The sequence below is a fragment of the Paracoccus sp. T5 genome (assembly GCF_048538155.2).
GTDB lineage: Bacteria > Pseudomonadota > Alphaproteobacteria > Rhodobacterales > Rhodobacteraceae > Paracoccus.
Genome location: NZ_JBLWIC020000004.1, coordinates 57655 through 84116 on the forward strand (window position 1 = coordinate 57655; position 26462 = coordinate 84116).

Annotated in this window: 30 protein-coding genes and 1 pseudogene; 3 read left to right on the forward strand and 28 right to left on the reverse strand. The window is 56.9% G+C overall.

Annotated features, from left to right (window positions below):
* Positions 1 to 2163: a type IV secretory system conjugative DNA transfer family protein gene (locus ACNR9W_RS18655; protein ID WP_419271318.1), complete on the forward strand. Its 2163-nt coding sequence runs from the start codon at positions 1 to 3 to the stop codon at positions 2161 to 2163.
* Positions 2164 to 2225: 62 nt separating this feature from the next.
* On the opposite strand, the gene ACNR9W_RS18660 is transcribed toward ACNR9W_RS18655, so the two are convergent.
* The 14 genes from ACNR9W_RS18660 to ACNR9W_RS18725 all read right to left on the reverse strand — a co-directional run bounded on the left by ACNR9W_RS18660 (position 2226) and on the right by ACNR9W_RS18725 (position 14554).
* Entirely contained in the window at positions 2226 to 3245 is a 1020-nt protein-coding gene (locus tag ACNR9W_RS18660; RefSeq protein ID WP_419271319.1) for a TrbL/VirB6 family protein, read from the reverse strand.
* 20 nt (positions 3246 to 3265) lie between these two features.
* A complete protein-coding gene (locus ACNR9W_RS18665) occupies positions 3266 to 3721 on the reverse strand; it encodes a hypothetical protein (protein ID WP_419271320.1) in 456 nt (151 codons plus the stop codon).
* Positions 3718 to 4704 (reverse strand): ATPase, T2SS/T4P/T4SS family, encoded by a 987-nt coding sequence (locus ACNR9W_RS18670; protein WP_419271321.1) that lies wholly within the window; start codon positions 4702 to 4704, stop codon positions 3718 to 3720. Before ACNR9W_RS18670 ends, ACNR9W_RS18665 begins: the two co-directional genes overlap by 4 nt.
* Positions 4704 to 6146: a TraB/TrbI/VirB10 family type IV secretion system protein gene (locus tag ACNR9W_RS18675; RefSeq protein ID WP_419271322.1), complete on the reverse strand. Its 1443-nt coding sequence runs from the start codon at positions 6144 to 6146 to the stop codon at positions 4704 to 4706. Before ACNR9W_RS18675 ends, ACNR9W_RS18670 begins: the two co-directional genes overlap by 1 nt.
* A complete protein-coding gene (locus tag ACNR9W_RS18680; RefSeq protein ID WP_419271323.1) occupies positions 6143 to 6838 on the reverse strand; it encodes a TrbG/VirB9 family P-type conjugative transfer protein in 696 nt (231 codons plus the stop codon). Before ACNR9W_RS18680 ends, ACNR9W_RS18675 begins: the two co-directional genes overlap by 4 nt.
* Positions 6835 to 7491, reverse strand: a complete 657-nt coding sequence (locus tag ACNR9W_RS18685) for a VirB8 family type IV secretion system protein (protein ID WP_419271324.1) — start codon at positions 7489 to 7491, stop codon at positions 6835 to 6837. The genes ACNR9W_RS18680 and ACNR9W_RS18685 overlap by 4 nt, the downstream gene beginning before the upstream one ends.
* Positions 7491 to 8300, reverse strand: a complete 810-nt coding sequence (locus tag ACNR9W_RS18690; RefSeq protein ID WP_419271325.1) for a type IV secretion system protein — start codon at positions 8298 to 8300, stop codon at positions 7491 to 7493. Before ACNR9W_RS18690 ends, ACNR9W_RS18685 begins: the two co-directional genes overlap by 1 nt.
* A complete protein-coding gene (locus ACNR9W_RS18695) occupies positions 8297 to 9433 on the reverse strand; it encodes a lytic transglycosylase domain-containing protein (protein WP_419271326.1) in 1137 nt (378 codons plus the stop codon). Before ACNR9W_RS18695 ends, ACNR9W_RS18690 begins: the two co-directional genes overlap by 4 nt.
* A gap of 150 nt (positions 9434 to 9583) precedes the next feature.
* The gene (locus ACNR9W_RS18700) at positions 9584 to 11980 is read right to left on the reverse strand and encodes a VirB4 family type IV secretion/conjugal transfer ATPase (protein WP_419271327.1); all 2397 of its coding nucleotides are present in this window, start codon (positions 11978 to 11980) and stop codon (positions 9584 to 9586) included.
* Positions 11970 to 12248 carry a VirB3 family type IV secretion system protein gene (locus ACNR9W_RS18705; protein WP_127899859.1) on the reverse strand — a complete coding sequence of 93 codons (279 nt, stop codon included), beginning with the start codon at positions 12246 to 12248 and terminating at the stop codon, positions 11970 to 11972. The genes ACNR9W_RS18700 and ACNR9W_RS18705 overlap by 11 nt, the downstream gene beginning before the upstream one ends.
* A 4-nt stretch (positions 12249 to 12252) precedes the next feature.
* Positions 12253 to 12501 (reverse strand): TrbC/VirB2 family protein, encoded by a 249-nt coding sequence (locus ACNR9W_RS18710; RefSeq protein ID WP_458478909.1) that lies wholly within the window; start codon positions 12499 to 12501, stop codon positions 12253 to 12255.
* 68 nt (positions 12502 to 12569) lie between these two features.
* Positions 12570 to 13190: a lytic transglycosylase domain-containing protein gene (locus tag ACNR9W_RS18715; RefSeq protein ID WP_419271337.1), complete on the reverse strand. Its 621-nt coding sequence runs from the start codon at positions 13188 to 13190 to the stop codon at positions 12570 to 12572.
* A 514-nt stretch (positions 13191 to 13704) separates the two neighbouring features.
* Entirely contained in the window at positions 13705 to 14334 is a 630-nt protein-coding gene (locus ACNR9W_RS18720) for an acyl-homoserine-lactone synthase (RefSeq protein WP_148923757.1), read from the reverse strand.
* Positions 14300 to 14554: a hypothetical protein gene (locus ACNR9W_RS18725; protein ID WP_419271328.1), complete on the reverse strand. Its 255-nt coding sequence runs from the start codon at positions 14552 to 14554 to the stop codon at positions 14300 to 14302. Before ACNR9W_RS18725 ends, ACNR9W_RS18720 begins: the two co-directional genes overlap by 35 nt.
* Positions 14555 to 14684: 130 nt before the next feature.
* Between ACNR9W_RS18725 and ACNR9W_RS18730 the strand changes: the two genes are divergently transcribed.
* Positions 14685 to 15311, forward strand: coding sequence for a helix-turn-helix transcriptional regulator (locus ACNR9W_RS18730; RefSeq protein WP_377380667.1), 627 nt, complete (start codon positions 14685 to 14687; stop codon positions 15309 to 15311).
* A gap of 499 nt (positions 15312 to 15810) precedes the next feature.
* A pseudogene (locus ACNR9W_RS18735) lies at positions 15811 to 15939 on the forward strand (MFS transporter); the annotation flags it as partial.
* Between the two features lie 129 nt (positions 15940 to 16068).
* Here ACNR9W_RS18735 and ACNR9W_RS18740 read toward each other — a convergent pair.
* From ACNR9W_RS18740 to ACNR9W_RS18805, 14 genes are all read right to left on the reverse strand, one after another.
* Complete coding sequence (locus ACNR9W_RS18740; RefSeq protein WP_042246697.1) at positions 16069 to 16266, reverse strand: heavy-metal-associated domain-containing protein; 198 nt, start codon at positions 16264 to 16266, stop codon at positions 16069 to 16071.
* A 21-nt stretch (positions 16267 to 16287) separates the two neighbouring features.
* A complete protein-coding gene (locus ACNR9W_RS18745; protein ID WP_419271329.1) occupies positions 16288 to 18621 on the reverse strand; it encodes a heavy metal translocating P-type ATPase in 2334 nt (777 codons plus the stop codon).
* Between the two features lie 71 nt (positions 18622 to 18692).
* The gene (locus ACNR9W_RS18750; RefSeq protein WP_042246693.1) at positions 18693 to 19178 is read right to left on the reverse strand and encodes a DUF305 domain-containing protein; all 486 of its coding nucleotides are present in this window, start codon (positions 19176 to 19178) and stop codon (positions 18693 to 18695) included.
* A gap of 163 nt (positions 19179 to 19341) precedes the next feature.
* The gene (locus ACNR9W_RS18755) at positions 19342 to 20103 is read right to left on the reverse strand and encodes a MauE/DoxX family redox-associated membrane protein (RefSeq protein WP_045983760.1); all 762 of its coding nucleotides are present in this window, start codon (positions 20101 to 20103) and stop codon (positions 19342 to 19344) included.
* Positions 20104 to 20112: 9 nt separating this feature from the next.
* Complete coding sequence (locus ACNR9W_RS18760; RefSeq protein ID WP_349548467.1) at positions 20113 to 20568, reverse strand: DUF411 domain-containing protein; 456 nt, start codon at positions 20566 to 20568, stop codon at positions 20113 to 20115.
* Positions 20565 to 21026, reverse strand: a complete 462-nt coding sequence (gene cueR / locus ACNR9W_RS18765; protein WP_419271338.1) for a Cu(I)-responsive transcriptional regulator — start codon at positions 21024 to 21026, stop codon at positions 20565 to 20567. Before cueR ends, ACNR9W_RS18760 begins: the two co-directional genes overlap by 4 nt.
* 135 nt (positions 21027 to 21161) lie before the next feature.
* Positions 21162 to 21647: a DUF305 domain-containing protein gene (locus ACNR9W_RS18770; RefSeq protein WP_349548468.1), complete on the reverse strand. Its 486-nt coding sequence runs from the start codon at positions 21645 to 21647 to the stop codon at positions 21162 to 21164.
* A gap of 48 nt (positions 21648 to 21695) precedes the next feature.
* A complete protein-coding gene (locus ACNR9W_RS18775) occupies positions 21696 to 21977 on the reverse strand; it encodes a hypothetical protein (protein ID WP_349548469.1) in 282 nt (93 codons plus the stop codon).
* Between the two features lie 27 nt (positions 21978 to 22004).
* On the reverse strand, positions 22005 to 22286 hold the full coding sequence (locus ACNR9W_RS18780) for a copper-binding protein (RefSeq protein ID WP_045983757.1): 282 nt from the start codon (positions 22284 to 22286) through the stop codon (positions 22005 to 22007).
* A gap of 17 nt (positions 22287 to 22303) precedes the next feature.
* Complete coding sequence (locus tag ACNR9W_RS18785; RefSeq protein WP_373947165.1) at positions 22304 to 22783, reverse strand: cupredoxin domain-containing protein; 480 nt, start codon at positions 22781 to 22783, stop codon at positions 22304 to 22306.
* A gap of 33 nt (positions 22784 to 22816) precedes the next feature.
* Positions 22817 to 24184: a multicopper oxidase family protein gene (locus ACNR9W_RS18790; RefSeq protein WP_139085875.1), complete on the reverse strand. Its 1368-nt coding sequence runs from the start codon at positions 24182 to 24184 to the stop codon at positions 22817 to 22819.
* Positions 24181 to 25551, reverse strand: coding sequence for a TolC family protein (locus tag ACNR9W_RS18795; protein WP_419271330.1), 1371 nt, complete (start codon positions 25549 to 25551; stop codon positions 24181 to 24183). Before ACNR9W_RS18795 ends, ACNR9W_RS18790 begins: the two co-directional genes overlap by 4 nt.
* Before the next feature lie 29 nt (positions 25552 to 25580).
* Positions 25581 to 25799 (reverse strand): hypothetical protein, encoded by a 219-nt coding sequence (locus tag ACNR9W_RS18800; RefSeq protein WP_139085877.1) that lies wholly within the window; start codon positions 25797 to 25799, stop codon positions 25581 to 25583.
* A gap of 72 nt (positions 25800 to 25871) precedes the next feature.
* Positions 25872 to 26279, reverse strand: a complete 408-nt coding sequence (locus ACNR9W_RS18805) for a hypothetical protein (RefSeq protein ID WP_419271331.1) — start codon at positions 26277 to 26279, stop codon at positions 25872 to 25874.
* Positions 26280 to 26462 lie beyond the last annotated feature (183 nt).

Genomic DNA, 26462 nt, shown 5'->3' on the forward strand with positions numbered 1-26462 from the left:
ATGACCAGACTTGAAGGCAGGCTGCGCCAACTAGGAGGGGTTCTCCTTATTGGTTTTTTCGCTTTTCTGATTGGCTACGTGCTGGCGTCGGGTCTCGCCCAGTACCGCTACGACTTGGCCGAACTCGATCTCTTTTTTATCGCTACGCAGTACGGTGACATCCAAGCGCGTGATCCACGCGGCTATGTCCTGATAAACTTTGTGGTCATTGCAACCACCCTGGCGGGCTTCATGCTGGCTGCTAAGGTGACGACAGAAGACCTTACACGCTTTGGGAAGACGAGCTGGCAGACGAAACGGCAAATGAAGCGCAAACGCTTCTTAACCAATCCCGCCAAAGGCTTTGTTTTGGGAAAGACGGGTGACCCAGGCTCAAACCAACCCTTTATTGTATCTGCCGAGCATCCACATGCCCTAATCGTTGCGCCTACGGGACGTGGTAAGGGCGTGGGCTTCGTTATTCCCAACTGCCTAACCTATGCAGGCAGCAGCGTAGTGCTGGACGTGAAGGGCGAAAACTTTGAGTTAACGTCACGCCACCGCAAAGCGCGCGGCGATACGGTCTATCGCTTTGCACCGACCGATTGGGAGTCGCCGTCGCACCGATACAACCCCCTCAAGCGCGTCGGCAAGATGAAGAACCCTGCGCAGCGCATGATGGAGCTTCAAAAGATCGCCAAGCTGTTCCTGCAAGCCGGGCAGGGGGCAGAGGAGTTTCTACCGGGCGCTACGGATATTTTTGTCGCTTGCGGGATGCTGGCTTATGAAAAAACCCGCGTCACGTTGGGGGAGATTTACCGCTATGCGGTTCAAGGCGGAGAGACAAAGACGCAGTACGCTTACTATGCCCGAATAGCGGAAGATCCTGCCACTAAGATGATGTTCAACAAGCTCGCGAATATCACCGAACGTACCCTGTCAGCATACCTCTCAGTTCTCAGCAGCTCGGGCCTTGGAACGTGGGCAAACCCGCGCATTTGCGCTCTAACTGATGATAGTGATTTTGAGTTTGTGACCTTCCGCAAAAAACCTCAGACCGTTTATCTGGTTGTACCGCCAGATGACGTTGCTGCAATCGCACCGCTGATCAGATTGTTTTTTTCCGATCTCATTTCTTCATTGCAGGGGGCTGGCGAGCCAGGTCCGGACGAACCTTGGCCGGTCCTAATCATGCTGGATGAGTTCGACAAACTTGGCAAAATGCCGATTGTAGCTGAGTCGATCAAAACCCTGCGGTCATACGGCGGCAACTTGGCAATTGTTACGCAGACTGTTCCAGCGCTGGACGAGATTTATGGGCAGAATGTTCGCCTGTCGCTCCAAGGTGGCGCAGGGATAAAACTATATCTGACGCCTTCTGAGGAAAAAACGGTGTCTGACTTGTCCCGTGCAACAGGCATGACGACGCGGCGGGTCGTCAGCAAGAGCCGGACTATTGGTCAAGGTGCTTTCAATGGCGTCAATGTCAGCGAACGAACAGAAGAACGGCCTTTGTTGTCAGAGGATGAAGCGCGCCGGCTGCCCAAGGATGACGTGATTATCATTGTTGATGCCGACATGCCGATCCGGGCAAAGCGTATAAAATACTTCAGTGATGCAAAGTTGAAGCCCATGTTCGAGGCTCAAACCGGTCCTATGCCGATGCCTCCGCATAACCCTGCTATGGATAAGTACGTTTTCCCTGACATTGGCTTGATGGAAGCGGACGCCGCCCGCGCGGCAGAAAAAGCTAGAGTGCGCTTGTTGCCACCCCCGGAGAAGGTGGATGCCGAGGCGTCACCTGAAGTCGTTGAGCCTGTTGCGGTCGGGAAGGATGCCAGCGTTGAAACCGCTGATAGAACGATCGTTCAGGACGTCGAAGTTGCAGCGCCTCAGATCGTAGAGCAAAACGATCCGGCTCCGGACGATAGGCCCAGATCATCACGCAGGTTGGCTCGAAAAGCGCCTTCAGCTGACAATTCCGTTTCCGCTGTTCGCTCGAACCGGAGGCCACAACGAAAAGCGGTGGCAACTGCACAATTAGATTTGGCTTTAAAGGACGTGCCCGACACTCCAGAAGCCCGCGCAGTCGTTGACCGCACGTTGAAGAAGGGGCGGTCAATGCTGGACGATCTACGAGACAAATTCACTGATATGGACGTAATATCTCAGGTTGAGGTTTGACGTATCAAGCACCTACCCGAACAAAAAAGCCCGCCGTTAAGGCGGGCTTTTCTTTTTTAGGATCAGGAACGGTCCCGGAACCTATTTGGCATGTTAAGTTGTCGCTGCACGCTTGGCTGTGCCTGATGCGGGGAGGCGGGGCTTGCACCCGCACCCGGTCCGTGCCCAGGTGCGGGAGGTGATGACCCCACATTGCCGCCGCTACCGGCACCGCGGAACGATCTCGACAGAGCTGCAGGACCTGCCATCGACCCAGACAGGTTGCGATACACGCCAGCAGTAACCGCAGCCGCCGCTAAAGGACCAACGGCCGCAACCATCCCGCTTAGGCCGCTCACAATCATCGGTATCAGGACAATGGTGAAAATCATCATAAAGAGGATCGTCAGAAAAGGGACCAAGGCTGCGATGGATTCGATGTTTGTTGGATCAAGGTTATCAACAACACCTTGCGTAAGCCGGATCATTGAACCCAGCACAGCGGCGATGACGATAGGATAAAGAACGTAACTTAGAGTCGAGCGAAGCCACTGAAAAAAGAAGTCAGACGTCGCTTTGAAGACTGAAAGACCAATAAAAATGGGCGCGAGGCCAAGATGGATCGTGATCATGACTAGGGCGAAAATCAAGATCAGTCCCGCCACTGCCGCCGTGAGGGAATGTAGGATGAAGAAGATGCCGCTCATTACGGCACGGCTCATGTAACTGAGGTTGTCCATTGTCGTATTGGCGCTGGTTGCGAGGCGGTCCAGCATATCATCGAATGAGGCTGCAAGACCCATGTTCGGATTAGAGCTGCCTGACAGCATGGCGCCTGCAATTGAATCCATGCCGTTTATGACCGCACTGGCGATGGCATTGAATTGGCTCCACACTGTCGCGAACTGGAAAATTAAAAGCAACTTTACGACCAGTATCAACAGATCTCCGACAGGCTGCGGCCGAATTTGCAGGAGCGCATTGATAAAGACGAGGATGATAGCCAGCGATGCTGCTACTTGGAGTGTGTCACCGATAGCTGCGGCAGTAAGGCCAAACTGCGATTGTGCGGCGTCACTGAGTTGCTGCTGTCCAATTTCCACCAGTTCCGAAACTATAGGCATTATAGGACACCACTTTCTTTGCAGATTGTCCGCACTTCGGAGGATAGGGCATTCGTGGCCCTGCTGTTTTCAAGCCGAACGCTTGCCCACTCATCGAAGTGTAGCCCCTCAAAAACGGCCATCATTTCATTGAGCGCGCTATCCCAATCCGAGAAATACATGTCGCACGAGCAGGCTTGCTCAGACACAATCCGCTCTGCGTTCTGACGCCTGTAGACTGATAGTAGGACAGAACTTGCTTGATCAGGGTTGGCGTTGACTGGCGCGTTTTTTGGGTTTGGAAGAACAGGACGTGGCGGGATCGAGCAGCCGCGTTCGGAGATTTCTGGATTTCCTGCGCTTTGCGTGTCGAAGCGCAGAAACTTGCGTTCCTGATCTTCCGTCACCTTGTCTGGGTGAGCAGTAGCGGCAGTAGCGGCAACTGCGATAGCAGCGAGAACAATGGACTTCATCATCCTGCTGTTTCTTTCGCTGTCGGAAGGTAGAACTCGGCAATGCCGCGCTTTCCGTCTTTCCGACCTGTCTGAATGATGACGTCGATAGATCGGGTAATGTATTCACGAATTTCCGAATAGCTCATGGGCACATCTGATCGGCCTGCTTTCATGGCAAGAGCATCTAATGCCAGGGTTGGCGTTTCGGCATGAACGGTAGTCGCTGAGCCGCCATGCCCTGTGTTGATAGCTTCAAGGAATGTCATCGCTTCCTTGCCGCGCACTTCGCCAACGATCACCCTGTCAGGCCGCATTCTCAGCGAAGAAATAAGAAGCGCGTCAGGCGATCGCACGTCACCGTTCCTGTCGGCAATCAAGGACACTGTATTAGGCTGGCTAGGCAGCAGCTCAGCGGCGTCCTCAATAGTGATGACCCGTTCAGTTGGAGGAATGAAGGTCATGATTTTGCGGAGAGCTACAGTCTTGCCCGTCGAGGTTCCGCCTGACAGGACCATGTTCAGCTTTTCACAGACACAGAACTCTAGGGCTTCATCGAGAGTGCCTTTTTCTGCAATTTCTTTGAGCTGCTGGTTTCGTGCCGCGCGCTCCTCATCCAATGACCGCTGTTCTCCATAGAGATAGTCTAGTTTGACCTCATCGAGGGGCAGGGATGAGAAGAAGCGCATTGCGATAGCATGGCCTGAGAGTGCCGCAGGTGGTGCGACGACCTGGACCCTGATCGGACGGCCGAGATACTCAATAGAAGCCGAGATAAGGGGCTTGGTTTTGCTGATGGTCGCTTGGGCCTGGCCGACGATACTAGCGGCTAAGTCAGCCAGCACATTTCTTGTCAGATGCGCTTCACACTTCTGCATGAAATGGTCACCACGAGTTTCCGCCCAGACTGTTCCATCAGGGTTGATGCACAGCTCCACAAGGTCTTCGCGCGTGACTACATCGCCTAGCGCGGCCATCGCCTGATTAAAGTAGCTGTCATCCTGCATCAGAAAATCTCCAGATCACGGTCAACCATGATCGTCACACGGGCGCCTTGGGCGACGCGGATAGTTGGCCTGATGCGTAGGGACTCACTCAGCACGGAGGTTGTCGCGCTGGTTAGGTTCTGCCCTACGCTATCCGCCATATCATTTGCGCGGTCATCATCCGTGTTTTCCGTCGCGAGTGCCGGAAGGATCGTCAGGAAGCTAACAAGAGCTGCCGAACCAAAACGCTGACCGAAATGATTGTTTACCTTTCCCGTAAGACCGGACTGTCCTATCTCGTCGCCGCCATAGGCTGAAATTGTGACGGACTGATTGTCCGGCATGATGATGCGCTCCCATGCCACCAGTGCGCGGCGCTGGCCCAGTTCTACGCCTTCAGAGTATCGTCCGATCACTTGCGATCCCCGAGGGATCAAAATGCGCGTCCCGTCATAGGAATGCACATCCTCGCTTACGACCCCCCTAATCGCACCGGGAAGCTGCGAATTGATCGCAGTTTCCAAAATAGCTTGGATCATCGTTCCTTGCGTTACAGTGTTTGCGGGGTTCACTATCACGGAAGCCCGCTCGACCTGCGCCGGCCTTCCTGCATCGCGCACGAACGCCTCGTTGTCTGACAGCCGCGCTTCACGCTGTTCAGCCGCACCAGAGGCTTCGCCACCGCCTCCACCGCTTCGCCCAAAGGCAAGCATACCCGAGGAACGGCGACGTTCCTGTTGCTCCAGGGCTAGGCGACGTGCTTCTTCGGCTTGTCGGGCACGATCATCAAGCGCGGCATTACCGGACTGGTCGTAATTGTCACCCCCACCAGACAGCCGGGCAAGATCCAGCTCGCTTTGCAGTCGTTGCATTTCGCGCGCATGGTCCTGTGCGATCCGCGCCGCTTCCGAGTCACGCTCCTCATCGCGAAGACGCAGGGTTTCCAGCTCCTCTGCAAGCAATGATAGCCGGTCATCTTCCTCAGGGGCTTCCTCGGTGACTTCGGCATTATCCGTTTCGCTGGCTGCATCCCGCGCCGCAATCTCGGCCCGCAATGCTGCAAGTTGTTGCTGCATTTCTTCAAAGCGAGGATCAGGCTCTGGCTGCTGCGGCTCCTCCAGCTCAGGCTCAGGTTGCGGGTCTGATTCAGCGCCTTGGGCTAAGCGCAGATGGCCGTAGGCGCTTGTACCGATATTCTGGAATGGGTCAGACTGTCCTGTTCTAAGGCTGGAACGATCCGTTGAAGTCTGTGAAACTGTATAAGCAGCCAAGCCTAGCCCGCAGATCGCAATCAGTCCCGTGACCAGGATCGCAGGTGACCGTTTGCTCTCAGTCTTTTTTGCACCCTGACTCTCAGCCTCAAGCGCCTGAAGGCGCTCATTCAGCTGTTCTTCGGGATCGCCCTCAGTGTCTTGAGCGCCTTGCTGTTGATCGACTTCTGCGTTGCTCGTGTCGTCAGTCATTTGCTGCCTCCAAGCCTCGCAATCGTGTTTTCAGTTTCCCCGGCCCGCAGCACCCAATACTGCGAGACACCCGAAACCCTGATTGTGCCATCGTCCAAAGTTTGGCTGTTCACAGTGCGCTCTCGACCGCCCGAAACGCGAAAAATTGCAGGCAGCGAGGCATTCCGCGCGAAACGGAAATACGTAAACGTCCCATCATCGAATACTTCGCGGGGCGTGATCTCCGTCAGCCGGTTCGCGCCGTATGTGTCGTAGGGGGCAGTTGCGACAACCTGTTTGTTAGCAGGAGGCGCAGAGCGAGTGCGTGGGCCATCGAACCGAACAACATAGTGCGTCGCAGAATTGGTTTCTGTGACCGCAAAGTAGTATGCCCGCTGATTGGTATAGACGATGATGTTCGTGGTGACGCCTGACATCATGGGTTTGATGAGCATTGCATGGCCGCCAGGAACTGCGTCGAACTGGAATCCTTCGGTATCACCCGCAGCGATTGATATGATTTCCTCGCCCGAGCCAAACTCGATTGAGGTGACTTTCATGATCGTTGTATTGATCCGATAAACCTGCCCATCAACATACTGAGCCAGGCGCACTCGGCTATCGTGCGCGCCCGCGCGGGGCGTAACCTCGGCGTGAGCCACTGTCGAAAAACCGGCGAGGCAAAGTGCGGCGAGGAAGCTAGTTTTTTTCATTCTGTGAACCTTTCCGACGACACCACATATTCCCGCACCGAGAAACCGAATGGGTTTTGCCACAGAGCTTCGAGAGTGCGCTGTTCTTGAGGCTGGAAGTTGAAGACGAGCGAGACAGTGAATGTCCCCTCGGTCGTGCCGCGGGGCGTTACGAGCCGCTTCACGATCCGGGCCGTTGCCCTGTCATTGCTGAGAGGGGTGACACTGATAACCTCCACATCCATACGAGAGTTCTCACCGTAGAGCGTTGGGGGGAAATCTGGATTATCCGCTGTCCACTGTTCGACTAGGGAGCCGCGTGCATTACCCTCAGAGCGATTGAGTAGCGTCTGAACGCGCTGATCGTTGTCGATCCGATTGTAGGTTTCTCGGTCGCGCACATAGGCGAACACAAGAGATTGCACGACTGCCTGCTGTTCGTTCAGACTGATGGTTCCGACGCTTGCCATTGGCAGCGCCATTCCAGTTGCAGGATCAAATGGCACGAGTGCGGGTGCAGGACGCTCGGTAAAGACTGCGACTGCAGCAGCTGACAAGCACCCTATGATGCCAAAGCCCCAACCTGTAAGGGCCAGCTTGCGCCAAAATGCTTCGCGCTTGCGCGCACCAAAAATCAGTTCTTCTTCGATAATTTCTTTTTTTTCGCGTGCCATTATTCGATGTTCCCGAACGTGAGGAACGCGCGCTCTTCGGCCATCGTGGCAGCATCCATCATGCCCGCCATGCCCGAATTTACTGCGGTTACAGCTTCAAGTTCGATGAGCTGCGACAGAGCAATGACGACCTCGGCATTTACGCGCGTGTTCAGGTCGATTGACGCCTTTAGATCTTCAGTCTCTCCGATCATATCGACCAGTGCGCCGACGCGGCCGAGGCTTTGCGCCGTATTCGCATGGGCACTTTCACCCGCTGCGGCAACGACAGCTCCACCAGTTGCAGCGGATGCGACACGGCGAGCGCCTGGCACACTTGATCCGGCCAATTCTTCAACAGTGCCCTCTCCAAACCCTGCGCTTTCCAGAGCTGCGGTCATTGTGGTCCGCATGTTCACCGATCGCGGGCCAGTCAGCCCGCTCCAGTCACCGTTCATCCCGGCCAGGATCGTCCCGAGGACGCCGCTCATATTTCCTTCGAGAAGGTCATTCAGATCGCCGTCCATGGTCAGCCCGACAATATCGCGGGCGCCAGTTAGGGAGGCATAAAGGTTATTGGCAGTCTCAAGGTGCCCTTGAAGAAGGGTCACTTGAGAGAGAAGCTGGTCGAGCTGCGCGTTTTGCAGACCGGCATCTTCAAGCATGTTTTGAAGCTGCCGGATGGACTGAGCGATATTCTGAGTATCTACCGTCGGAACGCCTTGAGCGTATGCGGCATCCGAATATGCGTAGGGCAGGGCCGTTGCAGCGACGACAGCAATAGCAAAAGCTTTTGGACGAGCGAACTTTCTAAGGTTACGCATGGTCATTCTCCAAATCTTAGGAAACTGCGCTCTGAAGCCTGTTCGGCTGCGAACTGCATTGCTTCAGCACTAATGGGTTGTGAATTCGCTGCCCGCAGACGCGTCAGCAGAACCATGACGCGCGCTGTTTCAGCGCGCATGTAGGCATTGAGGGCCATTGCCTCATGCGGTGTCTCTGTTGTCTCAATCCGCTCGATAATGGCGCGGACGCGAACGGCTGACTGGCGCACCATTTCATAAGCGTTGTCGCCATAAAGCATCGCGCCATCGCTCATCATGGCAGTGTGCGCGCCAGCCGCTAGAACAGGCTCGATTGTGCCCAGAGCATCAACACCGCCAATCTGTGCCAGATACTCGTTATACTTGGCCGGGATGACCTGAACGTAGTGCCGCGTCTCGTTGAATGGCGGGACGCCGTTGTGACGCCGAACATTTCCGGGGCCTGAATTGTATGCTGCCAGTGCCAGAACAATATCGCCATCAAACGTATCAAGCTGGGTTGATAGGTAACGTGCGCCACCTTCCGCCTGCACGTAAGGATCACCGCGATAGGTTTCACCAATCCCAAGATCGACTGCTGTAAGAGGCATAATCTGCGTGAGGCCATAGGCTCCGACAGGTGACTCAGCATGAGGGTTGAAGCGGCTTTCCTGCCAGATCATGGCCTGCAGCAGTGCGCGCCATTGGACCGGCGACAATCCTGCTTTAGCCACCCCGGGACGACTGTAGGTGGCTTGGGCAGCCCGGATGATGACTTGCTCTACCGTCACCTGAGCATCACCGAAAAGTTCCGGTGTGGCTGTATTGGCATCCTCGGTGGAATAAATATTGGGCGCTGCTGAAGAAGGAGTTTCCCCTTCTTCCAGATCAGCAATCATATCTTCTGAACTGCCTGTCGGGCGAGTGCTGCCAATGATGGCATCAAGCGCGGCAAGCTGTTCTTCATGCAGCTGTCCAATGTCCTCAAGCCGCCCTTGTTTATTGCGCTGGCGTTCGAGGTCAGCAAACTGCTCCGTCAGGATTAGGAGGTTCTGCTGTAGCTGGTTGACGTCAATTACGGGAACGCCTTGACCAACGGCGATCGTGCTTGTGCACGATATTGCCGTTGCCAGCATGATTTTACGGAGCCGACTAGACACTGACTCCACCCTTTGCGTGCAGCTCTGGCAGCGGCGTGAAATTGCAGGTCGGACGGCCGGAAGATGAGAAGCATTCCGATGAAACTGGACGCGTTTCACCAGCGCAGGCCGATAGTAGGCCGGACAAAGTAAGGGCGAAAATCACACGCTTCATTTCAGGGTTCTCCAGAATTCAGGATCAAAATCAGGCGCGGCCAATGCTGCGCGGCCTGCGGTGCTGTTGCCGATCGACATGAGGAGTTGGCCCAGGTCCGTGAGGTCCGTATCCAGTAGAACAGACCCTTGATCGTCTCGAACCAAGGCCACGCGCTTGCCCGGAGGGGTTTCAAGCATGATGGTCAGCTCTTTTGCGTTCAGATTGAGGGCCGCAAAGTCCTGCGCCGATGCGTCATCGTTCGGCAGAAGAATTTGCGTTTGGACGCCCTGCAAAATGGACGCGCCCGCCTTTGAGTTGGCAATTTGGGTGGCGAACTGTGTCACGAGCAGGACAACACAGTTGAGCTTGCGCAGCGTGACTAGCCAACCTTGCAGCTTGTCCGCAAAGTAGTCTGTGTCGAGCGCCCGCCATGCTTCATCCACAACAATGATTGTGGGGCGGCGATCTTGCATGGCCCGCTCTAGGCGTCGGAAGATATAGCCAAGAACCGCTGCGCGCTCTTTGTCATTTCCGTTGTCTAAAACGCTTGTCAGATCGAATCCAACTAGGTCGCCGTTCAGGGAGAACGTGTCTTCGCGGTTTCCGCCGAAGATCCAACCATAACGGCCAGAAGGCGCCCACTCGCGTATGCGGCTTTCCAGATCACCGTCATCATCGAGGGGGGCAAAAAGGCTCGCGAATTGTGACCAATGGCGCAGCCCTTGCGGGGCATCCGCATTCCTTCGAATAGCGTCTTGAAGAAACTGAGACTGTTGCGCCGTCAAAGGACGTTCGGCCCGTTCGATCAGCGCCGTTATCCATTCCGAAAGCCACTGCTGGCCCTCTGGATCAGTTTCGGACCACAGCGGGTTTAGCCCTGTGGGACGGTTGGCTGTGATTTCGCTATACTCAGCCCCAAGCGCACGAAGAGGAACTTCGAGCCCGCGCCGATAATCGAAGGCAAATACCCGTGCGTTCATGCGTTGCGCTTGTGCAATGAGAAACGCAATAAGCACGGATTTTCCGCCACCGGACGGACCGAGGATTAGGGTGTGGCCTGCGGGGGGTTCCGCATCCACATTGCCGCGCGGCAGTTTGCGATGAAAGCTGAACTGGTACCCGCTTCCTTCGGGGGTCGGAAATACGGTGATTGGGTCTTTCCACGGAACCTCGTCTCCATTTTTTCCAAGAGGCGTCCGATGCAGTGATGCCAAGCCCGCAAAGTTACGATTTGTGATGGTGCCGATCCGAGACCGGAACGCAGCGTTCCCAGGAAACTGTGCGAAGTAATGCGCCCGTGAGGCAAAGGCTTCGGTGATGACCTTAACACCAGCTTCTTGAGCGACCTGTTGAATATCTGCTGCTGCCTCTGCAAGCTCACGTTCATTGCTGCTGTAGATCGCAGCCGTCATGTGATGCCCACCAAAGACCAGCTTGCCTGTCACCAGCTCGTCAGCCGCAGAGGCAAGTAATTCGCGATCCGATACCCCTGCATCATTCATCGACGCCATCATTTTCTGCGCGCGACGAATACGCTCCTCCATCACATCGTTCGGAATGGGCGTGAAGCTGTGGGTGATGACCATATCATGAGGCAGGTTTAGGCTGTCGAACATGCCGTGTTCGGTTTGGTTTGGATAATTTTTGATGGTGAAGATCAGGCCGTTTTTGCGACCAGTATTTCCACCCGACAGGGTGATCCGGTTGCTCGCAAATGTCGGGCGGAAGTTGGCTACACTTCGGGCCAAGATACCAATTTCCGACAGCGGATAGGTTGGAACCTCAGTGCCGGAGCCGATAGCTTCGAGGAAGCCCAGCAGCTCGCCCGAGGATGCAGTCAACGCGCGACCGGACATGCCTTCGGTAGCAGATAGAAGGATCGAGACCACTTCACGCAGGCTGGCAAGCCGGCGCTGACGTAGTTGTTTCTGATCCTCAACTTTGTCCTTGGCAAACCGCGCCCGCACTTTCTCGAAAGCGGAAACTGAACGACTTGCAGCGGGCCGACGCATGACTGTGATGGTCAGGGTTTTGTCGCGAAGGCCATAGGACGAAAGAGCAGACTGCCAACGCCTATCGACTTCGGCGGCGAACCCATCGCCGCGGACAGGTGATATTTCCGGGGAAAGCCGCTTGCTGATCTTGTGGATATAGAAGCTGAACCGGCCTTCGGTTTGCGCAATGATGGTGGCGATCCGTTTTTTCAAACGGATAAGAGCCTCATCGTTTGCTGTCATGCTGTTGAGGCCATTGACGCGAATGCACTGCATGTACTCGCCGCCGCGGGTCAGGATGGTTTCGTCATCGACAAGGCTGACAAAGGGCAAATAGTCTTCGAATTGCTCTTCGCGGAAGGCAACTGATGAAATCAGGCTTGTTGCGCCCTCACCACTCAATTCCTTACGGCTCATAGCTATTTCCATTCCAAAGGTTTTTATTCCGCGATGGACGCGTTTTCTGGAGGACGGTCATGATTACGTCCAAAAAGTTTGGGTCCCACTGGGCCGCTGCATAAAGGGCCGGATATGTAGCCGCCGCCCAGGCCAGCACCCAGAAAGACTTGATCCAGATGAAAAGCAGGACGCCGGAAAAGACCCACACCATCCCGTAAATTACGGGCAAGCCGAGAAATTTTGGCGCGCGTAGCAGACCTTTAAAAACGACGTCCTGCTCTGTCATGACATCAAGCCCACAGCGCCTGGACCATCGTCGTCGCTCCGCCAATACCGGCGATGGCAATGACGACCCACATGGCTTGGCGGAAGTCGATGATGCCGAAGAACCAAGTGATGAACACGCCGATGAGCGCGAGCGTGGCGATGATCATCCCCAAGGGACCGGTCAGCGCATCCACAAGTCCTTGCAGAAAGTTTTGAATGGGATCGAGGTTAATATCCTGTGCCATCGCCGGTTCTGCGATCATCAGAACCATGACAGCGAGTGCGGCCAACAGCACCCAATTACGGGAAGCAGGACCGCCCACCCGGTTAAAGATTTGCGTCACAGTTGTTCTCCTTTGAGACGTTGGTAAACGGCCATCACCTTGCGGACATGGCCTTGCGTTTCGCGGTAGGGCGGGATGCCTCCATGACGCGAAACGGCTTCCGGGCCAGCATTGTAGCCAGCCAGTGCCAGCTCCTTCGATCCGAAGCGGTCGAGAAGAAGAAGCAGGTAACGGGCAGAACCATCGAGGTTCTGGTGCATGTCATGTGGGTTTACGCCGAGTGTGGCGGCGGTCGCGGGCATGAGTTGGCCGAGGCCGATCGCACCGACATGGCTCAGAGCGCGAGGGTTGTACGCACTCTCGATTTCGATGTTAGCTCTGTAGAAGTCGCGCCAGTCCGTGACCGACATTCCAGCTTTGCGCAGGGCACCATGGCCTCCATAGCGCAATGCTGTCTGGTGAATTGCATCGAGGACTTCAGGGCTTCCCGAGGCAGCGCGTGGTGCCATGAAACCATTGTCCGGCTCTGCTAGAAAGGACATGGAATTTTCGGGAGCAGAAGCCTGTCGTTCGGCTTCTGGGATTATCGGCTGCCCACCTGATCCGTAATGGCGGGCAAAGCCGTTGCTTTGTTCTCTAAATTCGAAGGCTCCATCAGAACCTGGAACAAGGACCAAGCCCTGTCCGAGACATTCAGTCGCGTTAAGAGTCAGACCTCCAATCGACCAAATAACGGCCATCTTTAAACAGTTCAAAACATTGTCCTTTTTCGAACGGCATTATCAGTCCAGGGAAGCCCCAGAGCATAAGTTTTGACGCAACGCCCGACACGGTGAGCGATGTTTCTGGTTTGTTTCTGACTTTGTAGACCAATAACCGTTTGGATTTTTTATCGGCCGAAACGACCTCGTAAATCCATTTGCCGACTACGGACGTTCCTTTTTTGGAAACGCTCTCTTGGCAAATTATGATTACTGATCCGCCCTCGTTTACGACCTGCGCAACGTCCTCGCTGATTATCACTGGCGGTATGGCTAGACTCATTAGGGGCTCCTGCTCGCTGACAGGTGCCTTGATGCACTATGTTGGGTTGCCCGCACTAGTTGGATTTAACTAGATCACCACCTTCATACACAACATTTCAACAAACCTCAACATAAATAAATTGTTTGTTTAACATTGTTGAATTGTTTAGGTCAGCTCGCGCACCGGGCACTCAAAGACTTGGAACGATCCTTCGGAGTTGCTGGCGACGGGGCCCAGTTGCTTTACGGGCCACGACAGCGAGTTTGCCATTCGTTGAAATGCTGGCGATCCAAGGAACAGGACCGTCTCAGCGCCTTCCTCGCCCAAGAACGTGTTGATCTTGGCAAGGATCATCCTGGACACGTCGCGTGACCCAGTGACTACCATGCGGGTAATCTCCCAGACCTTCTCATTCATCGGCGGAACCGCGTGGCACAGCTCCTGCGGCAAGCCGGGCAGTACGCCCAGGCAGGCATCGCGGATCATGTAGCTATACTGGATTTGGCCGGTCCCGCTGATCTGGTCAGTACGGCGCAGTCTTGCCCCTCCGACCACAACACCGTTCAGCGTTGCCACAACATAAATCGTGTTGAAGGAATCATACTGTTCGAACTCCAGATCTTCAGCATGGAACAGCGGCCATTCCAGACGATCCACGAAAATCTGCTTACGCAGCTTCAGGTATTCGTTGACCAGATGCCATCTGTCTAAGTCTTCCGGGCAACGGATGACCTCGACCTGATAGCCGTCACGGGCCGCGTCACTGAACATGCGGCTTGGCTGCATCTTGACCATTGGTACCTACCTCGAAAACTTCCGTTGAGCCGATGAATAGGCGGATGCCTTCGGGTGTGACGGCCCACACGCCCTTGTTCGAAAACTTCACGGTGATCTCTTGACCTTCCTGCATATGGTCAAACATCGACAGCAGGTTTTGGGCCATATCGACGGTGAAGTTTGCCTCGGCGGAGATAACCACGCCCCTCGGGCGCACCTTGGCGTTTAAGTCGGTCATCTGTCCCTCCTGTGGCATTTCGCCGGTTTGCTTGAGCATCACTTACGGCGTGAAATTAACCATTGACACCAACATGTCCTTTTGGTCAGTTGATTAGTGCATAAAGCATTTTTTTATTGACAGGCTTAAAATGATTGAACTCGTGATCCCGAATCATGAAGATGAACTTGCCGTCCTCGAACGGATCGGCAACGGAGGTTTCATCCTCGGCCTTGGTCTGAAATTTGGAAAACCTGATTTCTGCCTCAACCGCTATTCCGACGCGTGGACAAAAAAGTATGAACAGGAGAACTACTTTTTTGGCGATCCCATGACCGTTTGGACCATGGCCCGCACAGGAATGATCCGCTGGTCAGAGTGCAGCCTTCCCGATCTACGGGGCGTGATGGCTGACGCAGCTACCCACGGTCTTGTCTATGGCGCCACATTTGTTGAAGTGGTGAAAGGCAAGCGGTCATTTCTTTCCATCGCCCGAAACGACCGAGAACTGACTGACGCCGAAATGGAACTGCTCATGGGTCGTGTGAAGGCATGGGCAAACCTTTTCACAAGCTATTGGAAAACCATCGGGCTGTCCCAGGGCGAGATCGACGCCCTGGCCTCGATCAAGGGTGGTGCCAACCAAGATGACGCCGCTGAAACGTTGAACATCAGCCGGTCGGCATTGAGACAGCGACTATCTACGGCGCAAGTCAAACTCAGGGCACCAAATTCCGTCAGCGCAGTCGCACGTGCCGCTCAGATGGGTATCATCTGAAGCTGAGCAGCTTTTGTCATGACCAATAGGAGGGCAGGGGAAGGCATTACGCTACGCCTCAGCTCAGGAAGTGAATTGGAGGCGCATCATGTGTCTCCCTACACATCCAAAAGTCGTCATACCCACGGACCACGAAATTTGGCAGATTGCGGTGGTGAGGGCTCGGCGCTTGGCAATCCGGCACATCGCGGCTGCGGTTGGCGATTGATGCCTGGGCGACAGCAGCTGAAAGCTGACCCCATACCTTCGCCTTATCCGGGGTCGGCACTACCTTCGTAGGACTTTTCCAGAAGCCGCGGTGGTGTGGATCGTAGATGACGTACTGCATGGCAAAGGTCGGCACTGTGATGAGAAATGCCAATCCTCGGCTGCGCCAAACGGTTCCCGAGTCATAACAAAGCTTATAAAATTTCTTGGTGACGCGGGGGGGGGTCTATTCTGAAATGCGACAAGCCATGATTTATTGGTGTTTTCAGATCGAGGATCTCCCCCGTGACGTCGCATCTCAGGGGGCATCCGCATTCATCTGGCCACGCCCCGTCTGCGCGGATTGCTGGCGCTGACCATGGCCGCCGCGGCGGCGGCCATGGTCCTGGTCAACTCGGTCATGCTGGTGCGGGGTACGCTTGATAACCTACAGCCTCGTGTCTGGATAAGCACGAATGAGGTATGAGCATGATACATTTTGATAAGGCAGATGGGCCAGTCGCCTGATACGCCCATTGCGGCGACTGAACATCCGGCCCAACACTTTAATTCAGGCCAGAGTGGCGGGGTATCCTGCTGCGGCCAGTGCCACTTGAAGGTTGTCCGGCTTAGCCCGGCTTTCCAAAGCGATCGTTCGTAACGCCATGTCGAACTCGATCTGTGCCTCGGGGTCGATTGCATGGATGGTCTTTTGCACCGTTGCCTTGCAGTGGCCGCAGCTCATGTTGGGAATATTGAATGTCGTCATTTGTTTTTCCTTTTTGCTTTCTTACAGATCCACCCGCCGCAGGCGGAGGGCGTTGGTAATAACCGAAACGGAGGACAGGCTCATCGCCGCAGCTGCGATCATCGGTGACAGCAAAGTCCCGGTGATGGGGTAAAGCAGACCTGACGCAATTGGCACGCCAAGCGCATTGTATGCGAAGGCGAAGAACAGGTTCTGCTTGATGTTGCGCAATGTCGCCCGCGCCAGCTTGCGTGCCCGGACGATGCCCATCAGGTCACCACCCAGAAGGGTTATCCCGGCGCTTTCCATGGCCACGTCCGCGCCCGTGCCCATGGCGATGCCGACATCGGCAGCGGCCAGTGCGGGCGCGTCGTTCACCCCGTCTCCCGCCATGGCGATCTTGTGTCCCTCGCGGCGCAACTGGTCGATCAGGTCTTTTTTGGCTTCCGGAAGGACACCTGCGCGGACTTCGTCGATGCCGAGCTTGCTCGCCACAGCCTGTGCCGTGCGCTCGTTGTCACCCGTCGCCATGATGACGCGCAGCCCCTGTGCGTGGAGTTCGCGGATCGCTTGCGCGGTACTTTCCTTGATTGGGTCGGCGACCGCCACGATGCCGGCCAGGGCACCATCGACAGCGATGAACATTGCCGTCTTGCCCTCGGCGCGCAGGGTATTGGCCTTCGCCTCGGCCGTGCCCGTGTCTAGTCCCATCTCCTGCATCATCGCCGCGTTGCCGAGCGCCACTACCCGTCCGCCAACCGTGCCGCGCACGCCTTTGCCGGTGACGGCTTCAAAATCCACTGCCTCTTGTCGCCCCGCGCCCTGCGCTTCGGCGCCTTCGACGATCGCTTCGGCCAGCGGGTGTTCCGAGCCGCGCTCGAGCGCTGCCGCCAGGGACAGCAAGTCCGCTTCGGCCACATTCCTGAGCATTATGGTATCCGTCAGTTTCGGTTTGCCCATGGTCAGCGTGCCGGTCTTGTCGACAATCAGGGTATCGACGCCCGCCATGCGCTCCAGCGCCTCGGCATCCTTAATCAGTACGCCCGCCTGTGCGCCGCGCCCTGCCGCAGTGGTGATCGAAATTGGAGTGGCCAGCCCAAGGGCGCATGGGCAGGCAATGATCAGGACTGACACGGCCGAGGCAATGGCAAAGACCAGCGAGGGCTCGGGGCCGAAAATTAGCCACACGAGGAAGGCTAAGATTGCGATACCGACTACCGTTGGCACGAACACTGCCGAGACCCGGTCGGCCATCCCCTGGATCGGGGCACGGGACCGCCGCGCGTTCGAGACCATCGCCACGATCTGCGCAAGAACCGTGTCGGCGCCGACCTTGCCCGCTTCGATCACGAGGCTGCCGTTCTTGTTGATCGTGGCCCCGGTCACTGCATCGCCTGAACTTTTCTCCACCGGCATCGACTCGCCGGTCAGCATGCTCTCGTCCAGGGATGAGCGGCCCTCGATCACTATGCCGTCCACCGGCACTGCATCGCCCGGGCGCACGCGGAGCCGGTCGCCTTCCATGATATTTTCCAAAGGCGCGTCATACTCCGAGCCATCCGGCAGGATACGCCGCGCGGTCTTTGGTGCGAGATCGAGCAGCGCGCGAATGGCATCGCCCGTGCGTTCGCGTGCCCGCAATTCCAGAACCTGACCCACGAAGACCAAAGCCACGATCACCACCGCCGCCTCGAAGTATGTACCGACGCCATGACCCATTCGGTAAGCATCGGGAAATACGCCGGGCAAGAAGGTCGCGACGAGCGAATAGAGGTATGCTGCCCCCACGCCCAGGCTGATCAACGTCCACATGTTCGGTGATCGGTTTACAAGCGAATCCCAGCCTCGCTTGAAGAAAGGCAAGGCGGCCCAGAGGATAATAGGCGTCGCCAGAACGAATTCGAGATAGCTTGCGATTTGGTGGCCAATCCAGTCCCGCACCGGCAGAGCGACCAGTTCACCCATTGTCAGAATGACCAGTGGCACTGCGGCGGCGGCTGAAATCCACATGCGCCGTGTGAAGTCGGTCAGTTCCTCGCTCGGTTCATCCGAGGGCAGCATGGGTTCAAGCGCCATCCCGCAGATCGGGCAGTCGCCTGGCACATCACGGACAATCTCCGGGTGCATCGGACAGGTATACTGAGCGTTGGCCGGAGCCGCCTTCTTTTGTCCTGCGGCTCTGCCTGAAGCGTAGAACCAAGGATCTACCTTGAACCTGGTCTTGCATTTCTCTGAGCAGAAATGAAACGTCTTGTCTCCAAACACCGCTCGATGTCCGTCAGGCTTGACCGCAACCGTCATCCCGCAGACCGGGTCCTTTGCCGTCTCGGTCCCCGCAGGGATGTCTGACGACGCGTGATGATGATCGTGATCCATGTCTTGCCAACTTTCTACTGATGTTCTTCCATCTAAGATGCCCGGCGAGTGACACCCTCATTTGACGTGATTCAGTTAGCCTCGACGCGGCGAGTGCCTGCGGGAGCGTCGCCATTCGCCTCGATATCGGCGATGTACCTTTTCATTTCTGCGATCTCGTTGCGCTGCGCCTCGATGATCGCGTCAGCAAGGTCCCGGACCCTTGGATCGGAAATATCCGCGCGCTCACTGGTCAGGATGGCGATGGAATGGTGAGGGATCATTGCCTTCATCCAGGCAAGATCCTCGACCGTCTCCTGGCTTCGCACCAGCCAGAGGGACAGAACAAATGCCAAACCGGCGCCCACGAAGATCGCAATGTTTTTCTTCCGATCGGAATACATGCCCAACATGAAGGCGAGCATGATGACCGCCATGACCGATCCCATGTAAATCGCCATCCACATGCGGGTCTGCGAAAACGCGATGTGATCAATCGAGTAGGTATTGAGATACATCAGTCCATACATGACGATGGTGGAGGTCGCGATCATCGCGAAAAAGCGGCCATATCCCATGATATGTCTCCGTTTCTATTTTAGGTTTCTCTTGAAGCCGGAACATTGAGGCTGTGCCTCATGGTCGGAATGATCCATTTTCATCTTCGGCTACAGGCACAGTAGAACTTTTTGCCTGCAGCCGTTTGCGCTGCAAAGCGCGGCTCTCTATCGAATAGCGTGCTCAATGCCCGAGCATCGTAACCTTGATCAGCATCCAGATGGCCATGGCGATCATCATCAGGTTCTCGGTCAGCGAGACGAAGCCCAGGGGCACGTTGCTGTCACCACCGACGCAGGCGCATTTGATCTCTCGCTTGTCGATGTAGACCGCCTTGTAAACCGACACAGCGCCAATGGTGCCGATGAAGAGGGCCACCGGGATCGACAACCACATCAGCGCGCCCGCGACCATCAGGACGCCCGCCAGCCCTTCGGCGAAGGGATAGACGTAGCCGTAACGAACCCACCTCTGGGCCAGCAGGTCATAGTTGAGGAACATCGTGGCGAAACTTTCCACGTCCTTCAGCTTCTGCAGGGCCAGCAGACACATGGCGAAGGCCACAAACCATTCCGCCGCAGCCACAGTGGTCAGCTGACCGAACGCCGCCCAGCTGGTCGCCAAGGCCATGGCGGCAGCCATGGCAAACAGCGCGATCACCGGTCGGTAGGTCGTCGCGCTCTTGTCGCGCACGGTCTTGCCGAAGTGACGCCGCAGATCGTCATAGCCACCGATCCGCTGGTCGCCGATGAAGGTCTGCGGCGTGGTCTGGACGTCATGCTGCTCCTTGAAGGCATCGACCTCGGCACGGGTCGTCAGATGATGGTCCTCGACGCGATAGCCCTGCCGTTTGAGCAGGTCGAGCGACTTGAGGCCATAGGGGCACATGTGCTTGGTCATCACCATGCGGTGGAGGGTGGCCGTCCTGGGCGCTGCAGGTGTCATGGGGAAACCTCAATATCTTGCGAAGACGCTGTTGCCGGAATCGCCCCAGAGAATGACCTCGAAAGGCTCGGACTGGCCGCCCATTTCCATGCCGGGCGAACCGATCGGCATGTCAGGAACGGCCAGACCACCCGCATCAGGGCGCTGATCCAGCAAAATGCGGATGGCATCAGCCGGAACATGGCCCTCGATTACATAGCCGTCGACGAGGGCCGTGTGGCAGGACCGAAGAGATTGAGGAACAGCCTGCTCATCCTTGAAGGCCTCGACGTCGTCGGACAGGGTTTCTTCTACTATGAAACCGCTTTGCCGCAGATGATCGATCCAGGCTCCGCAACAGCCGCAATCGGGTGATCGAACCACTGCGATCAGGGTGTCTTGGGGTGTGGACACCGCCCCCAGCACCGATGTTGCGGGAATAAGGACCGCGGTGAGCGTTCCGATGAACAGACGTCTGTCGATCACGATGTGATCCTTTCGTTGAGGTTAGCGTGGGGACTGGCATGATGTGAGCATCTGCCCGAGGCAGGGTATGCTTCCGTTTCCAGATTATGCAGGATCGGGCAGTCCGGGCGCTCGTTTCCGGCACAGGATCGCACCAGCGTCTCCAACGTGTCGGCCATGTCCGCCAGGTGGGTAATCTTGTGGCGGAGATCCTGGACCCGGGCTTGTGCCAGCGCTTTCACATCGGCGCTGCGCCGGTCGGTGTTGCGCCACAGATCCAACAGGCCGGTGATTTCGCTGATCGGAAAGCCCAGATCCCGCGACCGTGCAATGAACCGAAGCATGTGAATGTCTGCATCGGCGTAGTTGCGATACCCCGAGGCTGTGCGCGCAGCTTGGGGGATCAAGCCGATCTGCTCGTAGTAACGGATCATCTTGGCCGACACACCCGAGAGGGCAGAGGCGTCTCCAATATTCATGGGCTGGGCTCCGTTCGTTTTAGGGAACAGATATGCGGCTTCCCATGATGGGAAGGTCAAGAGCGGCCGCGGGTCTTTTTTGATGGTCTTTAGCAGAGAACCGCGCGGCATCATGCCGCGCGGTTCAAGGCAGGCTCAGTTGGCGTTCTCAGCCAGCCAGGTGGTCATTTCCTCGATCTCACCGACTTGGGCGGCGATGATCTCACCCGCAAGTTCGATCATCTCAGCGTCTTCGCCATGCTCAAGAAGAACCTGGGCCATGTCGATGGCACCTTGATGGTGGGCAATCATCCCGCAAGCAAAGGCCACGTCGGCATCTTCGTTCATCATGCCGTCATGCATGGCAGGCATCGTGACCATCATGCGACGCATGTTCTCCTGAACATGTTCCGGCATGGTTGCCAAGTCCACGCCACCCATCCCCATCATGGCGCCCATGCCGTCAGACTGCGCATCGCCGCCCATCTGTGACCCGTCCATGCTTTCAGCAGGCATATCACTGGCGGGTGCAGCCATGGCGCACTGCTCAGGCATCTGGAATTCAGCGTCCTGAGCAAAGACGGGCGCAGTAAGGCTGGTCGCAGCAATCGCTGCGGCAATAAGGATCTTAATAGAACTCATCTTAGTTCTCCGTAAATTTGAGACATTTGACGATGCTAAGCCTGTTGCTCAGAAAACTGAAACATGCATGACGACATCGTCAGGGCTCAACCCTGCCCTACCCAGTTCCTCTGAGGACATGATACGCCCTGCCGGAACAGGAATCGTATTCGTAGCCCGCGCAACAGAATCCGACCAGTCAGGCCTTTCCGGCGTATTGTCCACGGAAGCTGATGCTCCGCCCCCTGAGCCTGCATTCGATCCTCTTGTGCCGTGACTTGCCTCTTCAGCATATCCGGCACCAGCCATCAGGCTGACCGCAGTAAGAATGGCCACAAATTTCTTGTTCATTTTATCCTCCGAACGGCGACGGTTCGATTATTCCAGAATTTCAGTGATGGTCAGCTTGCCTTTGACCCGGTCGGCCGCAAAGCGGATGCTCTGCCCCTCGCTCAGGCCCTCGAGCATTTCCGGCTCTGCGACCTGGAAGACCATCTTCATGGCCGGCATATCCAGGTTCTTCAGCTCCTCATGATCGACGGTCACCTTGCTCCATTGGGTGTCGACCTTGGTGACGGTCCCGTTGGTGATGTGCGTGTCCGCAAAGGCGCCTCCAGCAGAAAGGATCAGCGCAGCGGCAGTCAATTGGATCAGTTTCATGGTCAGGTCCTCGCGGTTCAGGATTCGGTGACGTTCAGGGGGCCGTGCATGCCGGACTCGTAATGACCCGGTATCAGGCAAGCGAATTCAAACTCTCCAGATTTTCCGAATGTCCAAAGGATCTCTCCGGTCTCACCAGGCTGCAGGCGGACAGCGTTCGGGTCGTCGTGTTCCATCTCCGGAAACTTCGCCATAACTTCCTTGTGCTCGGCATTGGTTTTGGCTGTGTCCATGACGAATTCATGCTCCAGCTCGCCATTGTTGGTGATCACCAGACGGACGGTTTCACCTGGTGCGAAAGAGAGTTCCGAGGGCTCAAAAATCATCGTGCCCTCATCGGTTTCTCGCATCGAGATTTCGACAGATTTCATGTCTGCGGCCCCCTCTGCGGCCGGGGCGCCCATCGCATATTCATCATGACCTCCCTCATGCGTGCCCTCTGCAAGTGCGAGGGCCGGGAAGAGGGAAATGGCAGTAACCAGCATAAACGATTTCATCGTGTTTCCTTTGTGTTGCTCGATAGGATCAGATCAGCCCAACCGCTTGCCGCCGCGCGGCGTCAGGATGGTTTCAGGGCTGTAGTTGCTGGCATGCTCGGGCAACTCGCCCGTCCATTCCCATGCCTGCGTACCGGGAGGGTTCTCGAACCAGCCCGGATCGGAATAGTCGTCAGGGGCGATACCCTCGCGCACCTTCATGACAGAGAACATGCCGCCCATCTCCAGCGGACCATGCGGACCCCAGCCTGCCATCATCGGGATGGTGTTTTCGGGAATCTCCATGGACATCTCGCCCATGTCACCCATGCCGGCGGTGCCCATCGGCATGTAGCCGGGCTGGTGACGGCGGACCATGTCGGTGACGCGGCTCTTGTTGGCGCCGATGATCGTGGGCAACTCGTGCCCCATGGCGTTCATGGTATGGTGCGACTTGTGGCAGTGGAACGCCCAGTCCCCTTCATGAACGGCATCGAATTCGTAGGCACGCATCGCACCTACAGGAATATCGATGCTGACCTCAGGCCAGCGGGCTTCCGGCCGGACCCATCCTCCATCTGTGCAGGTCACCTCGAAATCATAGCCATGCATGTGAATGGGGTGATTGGTCATTGTCAGATTGCCGACACGCACTCGGACACGGTCGCCTTTGCTGGCGACAAGCGGGTCAATGTCCGGGAAAATGCGGCTGTTAAAGGTCCACAGGTTGAAGTCCGTCATCTCCGCGACGCGGGGGATATAGGTGCCGGGATCGATGTCATAGGCGGCCAACAGGATACCGAAGTCACGATCCACCGGCATGAAGGCCGGGTCGCGCGGATGCACGATGAACAGCCCCATCATGCCCATGGCCATCTGGACCATCTCGTCGGCATGGGGGTGGTACATGAAGGTCCCCGACTTCACGAGATCGAACTCGTAGACGAAGGTCTTGCCCGAAGGGATGCCCGGATGGCTGAGACCCGACACACCGTCCATCCCGGACGGCAGGATCATGCCGTGCCAGTGAACCGAGGTATGTTCGGGCAGGCGGTTGGTCACATAGATGCGGACCCGCTCGCCCTCGATGGCCTCGATCGTGGGGCCGGTGGACTGTCCGTTATAACCCCACAGGCGCGCGACCATTCCGTCCGCCATGATCCGCTCGACCGGCTCGGCGACAAGGTGGAATTCCTTGACATTGCCGTTCATTCGATAGGGCAGCGACCAGCCGTTCAGAGTTACGATCGGGTTGTATTCAAGTCCGGTCGTCGGGCGCGGCGGCACCTGCGTATAGGGGCTGTCCGTGCTGGCCGCCTCGGGCAGATCGCGAAAGCGTGTCTGCGCCTGACCCATGTTGACGGTCAGGGCCGCAGCCCCTGCCCCGATGCCCGCACCCATCAGTTGTCTGCGATTCATCATTCGTCCTCTCCATTGTCACTTGCGCCACCCCAGATCGCGGCGGTGGCATCCGCCTCGGCCAGCCAGTAGTCGCGCTTGGCCTCGGCAGCGCTCAGCTGGGAGTCCAACCCTTCACGGGCATCGTTCAGAAGCTCGAAAGTGGAGGTCAGCATGCCGTTGTAGCTCAGTAGCGCCTGCTCATCGATTTCCCGGCGCAGAGGCAGGACCTGGTCGCGCCAGTGCAGGGCGATCTGATGCTTGCCCGTGACTGCCGAATAGGCAGACCGCGCCTCCGAGCGGGCATTGATCGCCGACTGCGCCAGGTTATTGGCCGAACGCAGATATTCGAGTTTTCCGCGGCGGGAAATCAGTCCGCTGGTGTCGTAAACCGGAATGCTGAAGGCGACGTCGACCACCGGTGAGCGTTCGTTCTCTCCATCTTCACGCTCGATTTCGACGCCGGCGGCGACTTCTGCATCCGAGAGCATGCGGGTCTGTCCAGTCAGTCGATAGCGCGCGGCCACAGCCTCCAGCTCCAACCGGCCCGCAGCCAAATCGACGCGGTTTTCCAGCGCCAGCCGTTCGATATTGGAACGGTTCGGCGCGCTGCCCGGAAGCGCCGGCAGGCTGTCGGGAACATAGAACTCTGTCCCTGTGCCCCACAGGCCCAGAAGGCGAACGAGCTTCTCTTTCGCAATTTGTGCTTCCAGCCTTGCCTCGGCTCGTTCGGCTGCCAGCTCTGCATTGAACGCATGTTCCCGTGCCTGATCGGCGCGACTCAGCGCACCCGTTTCGCCAAGCTCTGCGGCCAGCTCGGATGCCGCGTCCGCGGCGCCTTGCGCTCGACCGACCAGACCGGCTGCCTCGAACGCACCGACGGCCTCGATCCAGGTCCGGCGGGTTTCATGGGCCAGCGCCAGGGTTTCGCCCGCAGCCGCCAGTTGAGCCTGACGGAATTCCAGATCAGCAGCCCGTGTCCGGGATTTCTTCGTGACCATGTCCAGAATTGAGGACGCCACAGTGCCTTCCACGGACCGGGTGACATCTCCACTGACCAGCCCGGAAACAGAGATGCCGACGCTCGGCACCGGTCCCAGGGCCGTCTCCCACAGATCTGCAGCAGACATGCCCAGGTCAGCATAACTGGCCTGCAGGCCGGGGTTGTTCAGAAGCGCCACCTGCACCGCCTGTTCGGCACTGATTGTCTTTCCCTGAACAATGGCGCGCACGCGTTGCGCATGAGCCTGCCGTTCAGCCGGCGTCTGAAGCCAGGCTGCCTCTGCCCCTGTCGCCTGCCGGGAGATCCCGGCAACAGTCTCGAACCCTGCCCGCTCGCCGCGGGCCTTGCTCATGGTCACCGTATCCGCACAGGCGGACAGCAGCAGCACTGCGCCCAACGAAAGTCCCAATGCCCTCTTCATTCGACACCCGGGGCTTGGGCATTGTTCAGGTCGGTCCAGTTACCTGGTTCCTGAACGCTGCGGCTTCGATAGGTGATGGCAGGACCTGCCTGCAGGTTTGAAACGGGAGATGTCGTGTCAGCAACGGTGACAAGCCCGGATGACGTATCCAGAGGCGCCAGCGGGGCGCAAGCCACCGCGACAAGCGGCATTGCAGCCGCAAACAGAAGTTTCATGTGATGAATCCGCTTTTAGATCAGAAGGATGGTCGCCGCGGCCCGTTCAGGCGTCGGCTTGCAACATTCGGATCAGGCCCGCGGAGGGCGGCGCAGTCCTTCGGAGACGGTCAGTTCCACCAGCGGGGCCGTGCGGACAGCTTCAATCGTCTGGCTGAGCAGAAAAGCCTGGGCAATGTCGCTTGAGGTAAGGAATGCAGTAACAGGGCAGGCATGGGCCTTGCAGTGCGCTCCATGCCCTTCGGAGGAGGTGTCTTCGTCATGGACATGATCTTCGACAATGACGGTATTCTGAAGAGAATGGTCTGAACTCTCACCAGCTAGATGCTGTGAATGATCATCAGAGCTATCGGCAGCGGCGGCTGTCAGCATCATGTCGCATTTCAGATCCATCGACGCATTTCCAGCGGATGCAGTGACGCCCATCGAGACCAAGGTCACGATGAAGATCATAGCAAGCTGGCGCAGCACGTGGATCATGTGTGATGTCTATTGAGGTCAAAGTTCCACATCAATAGATTTCGAGAGGTTCGCGCATGAATGTTACCGTCTTGGCAGGATGTTGCTGCCAGCATTTCGTCTTTCTTCACGTGTAGGGCAGCAGAGACTGCAGAAGGGCAAAGGCAGCCCTTCGCTTACGAATGGCTGCCCCAAGCTCAGGAG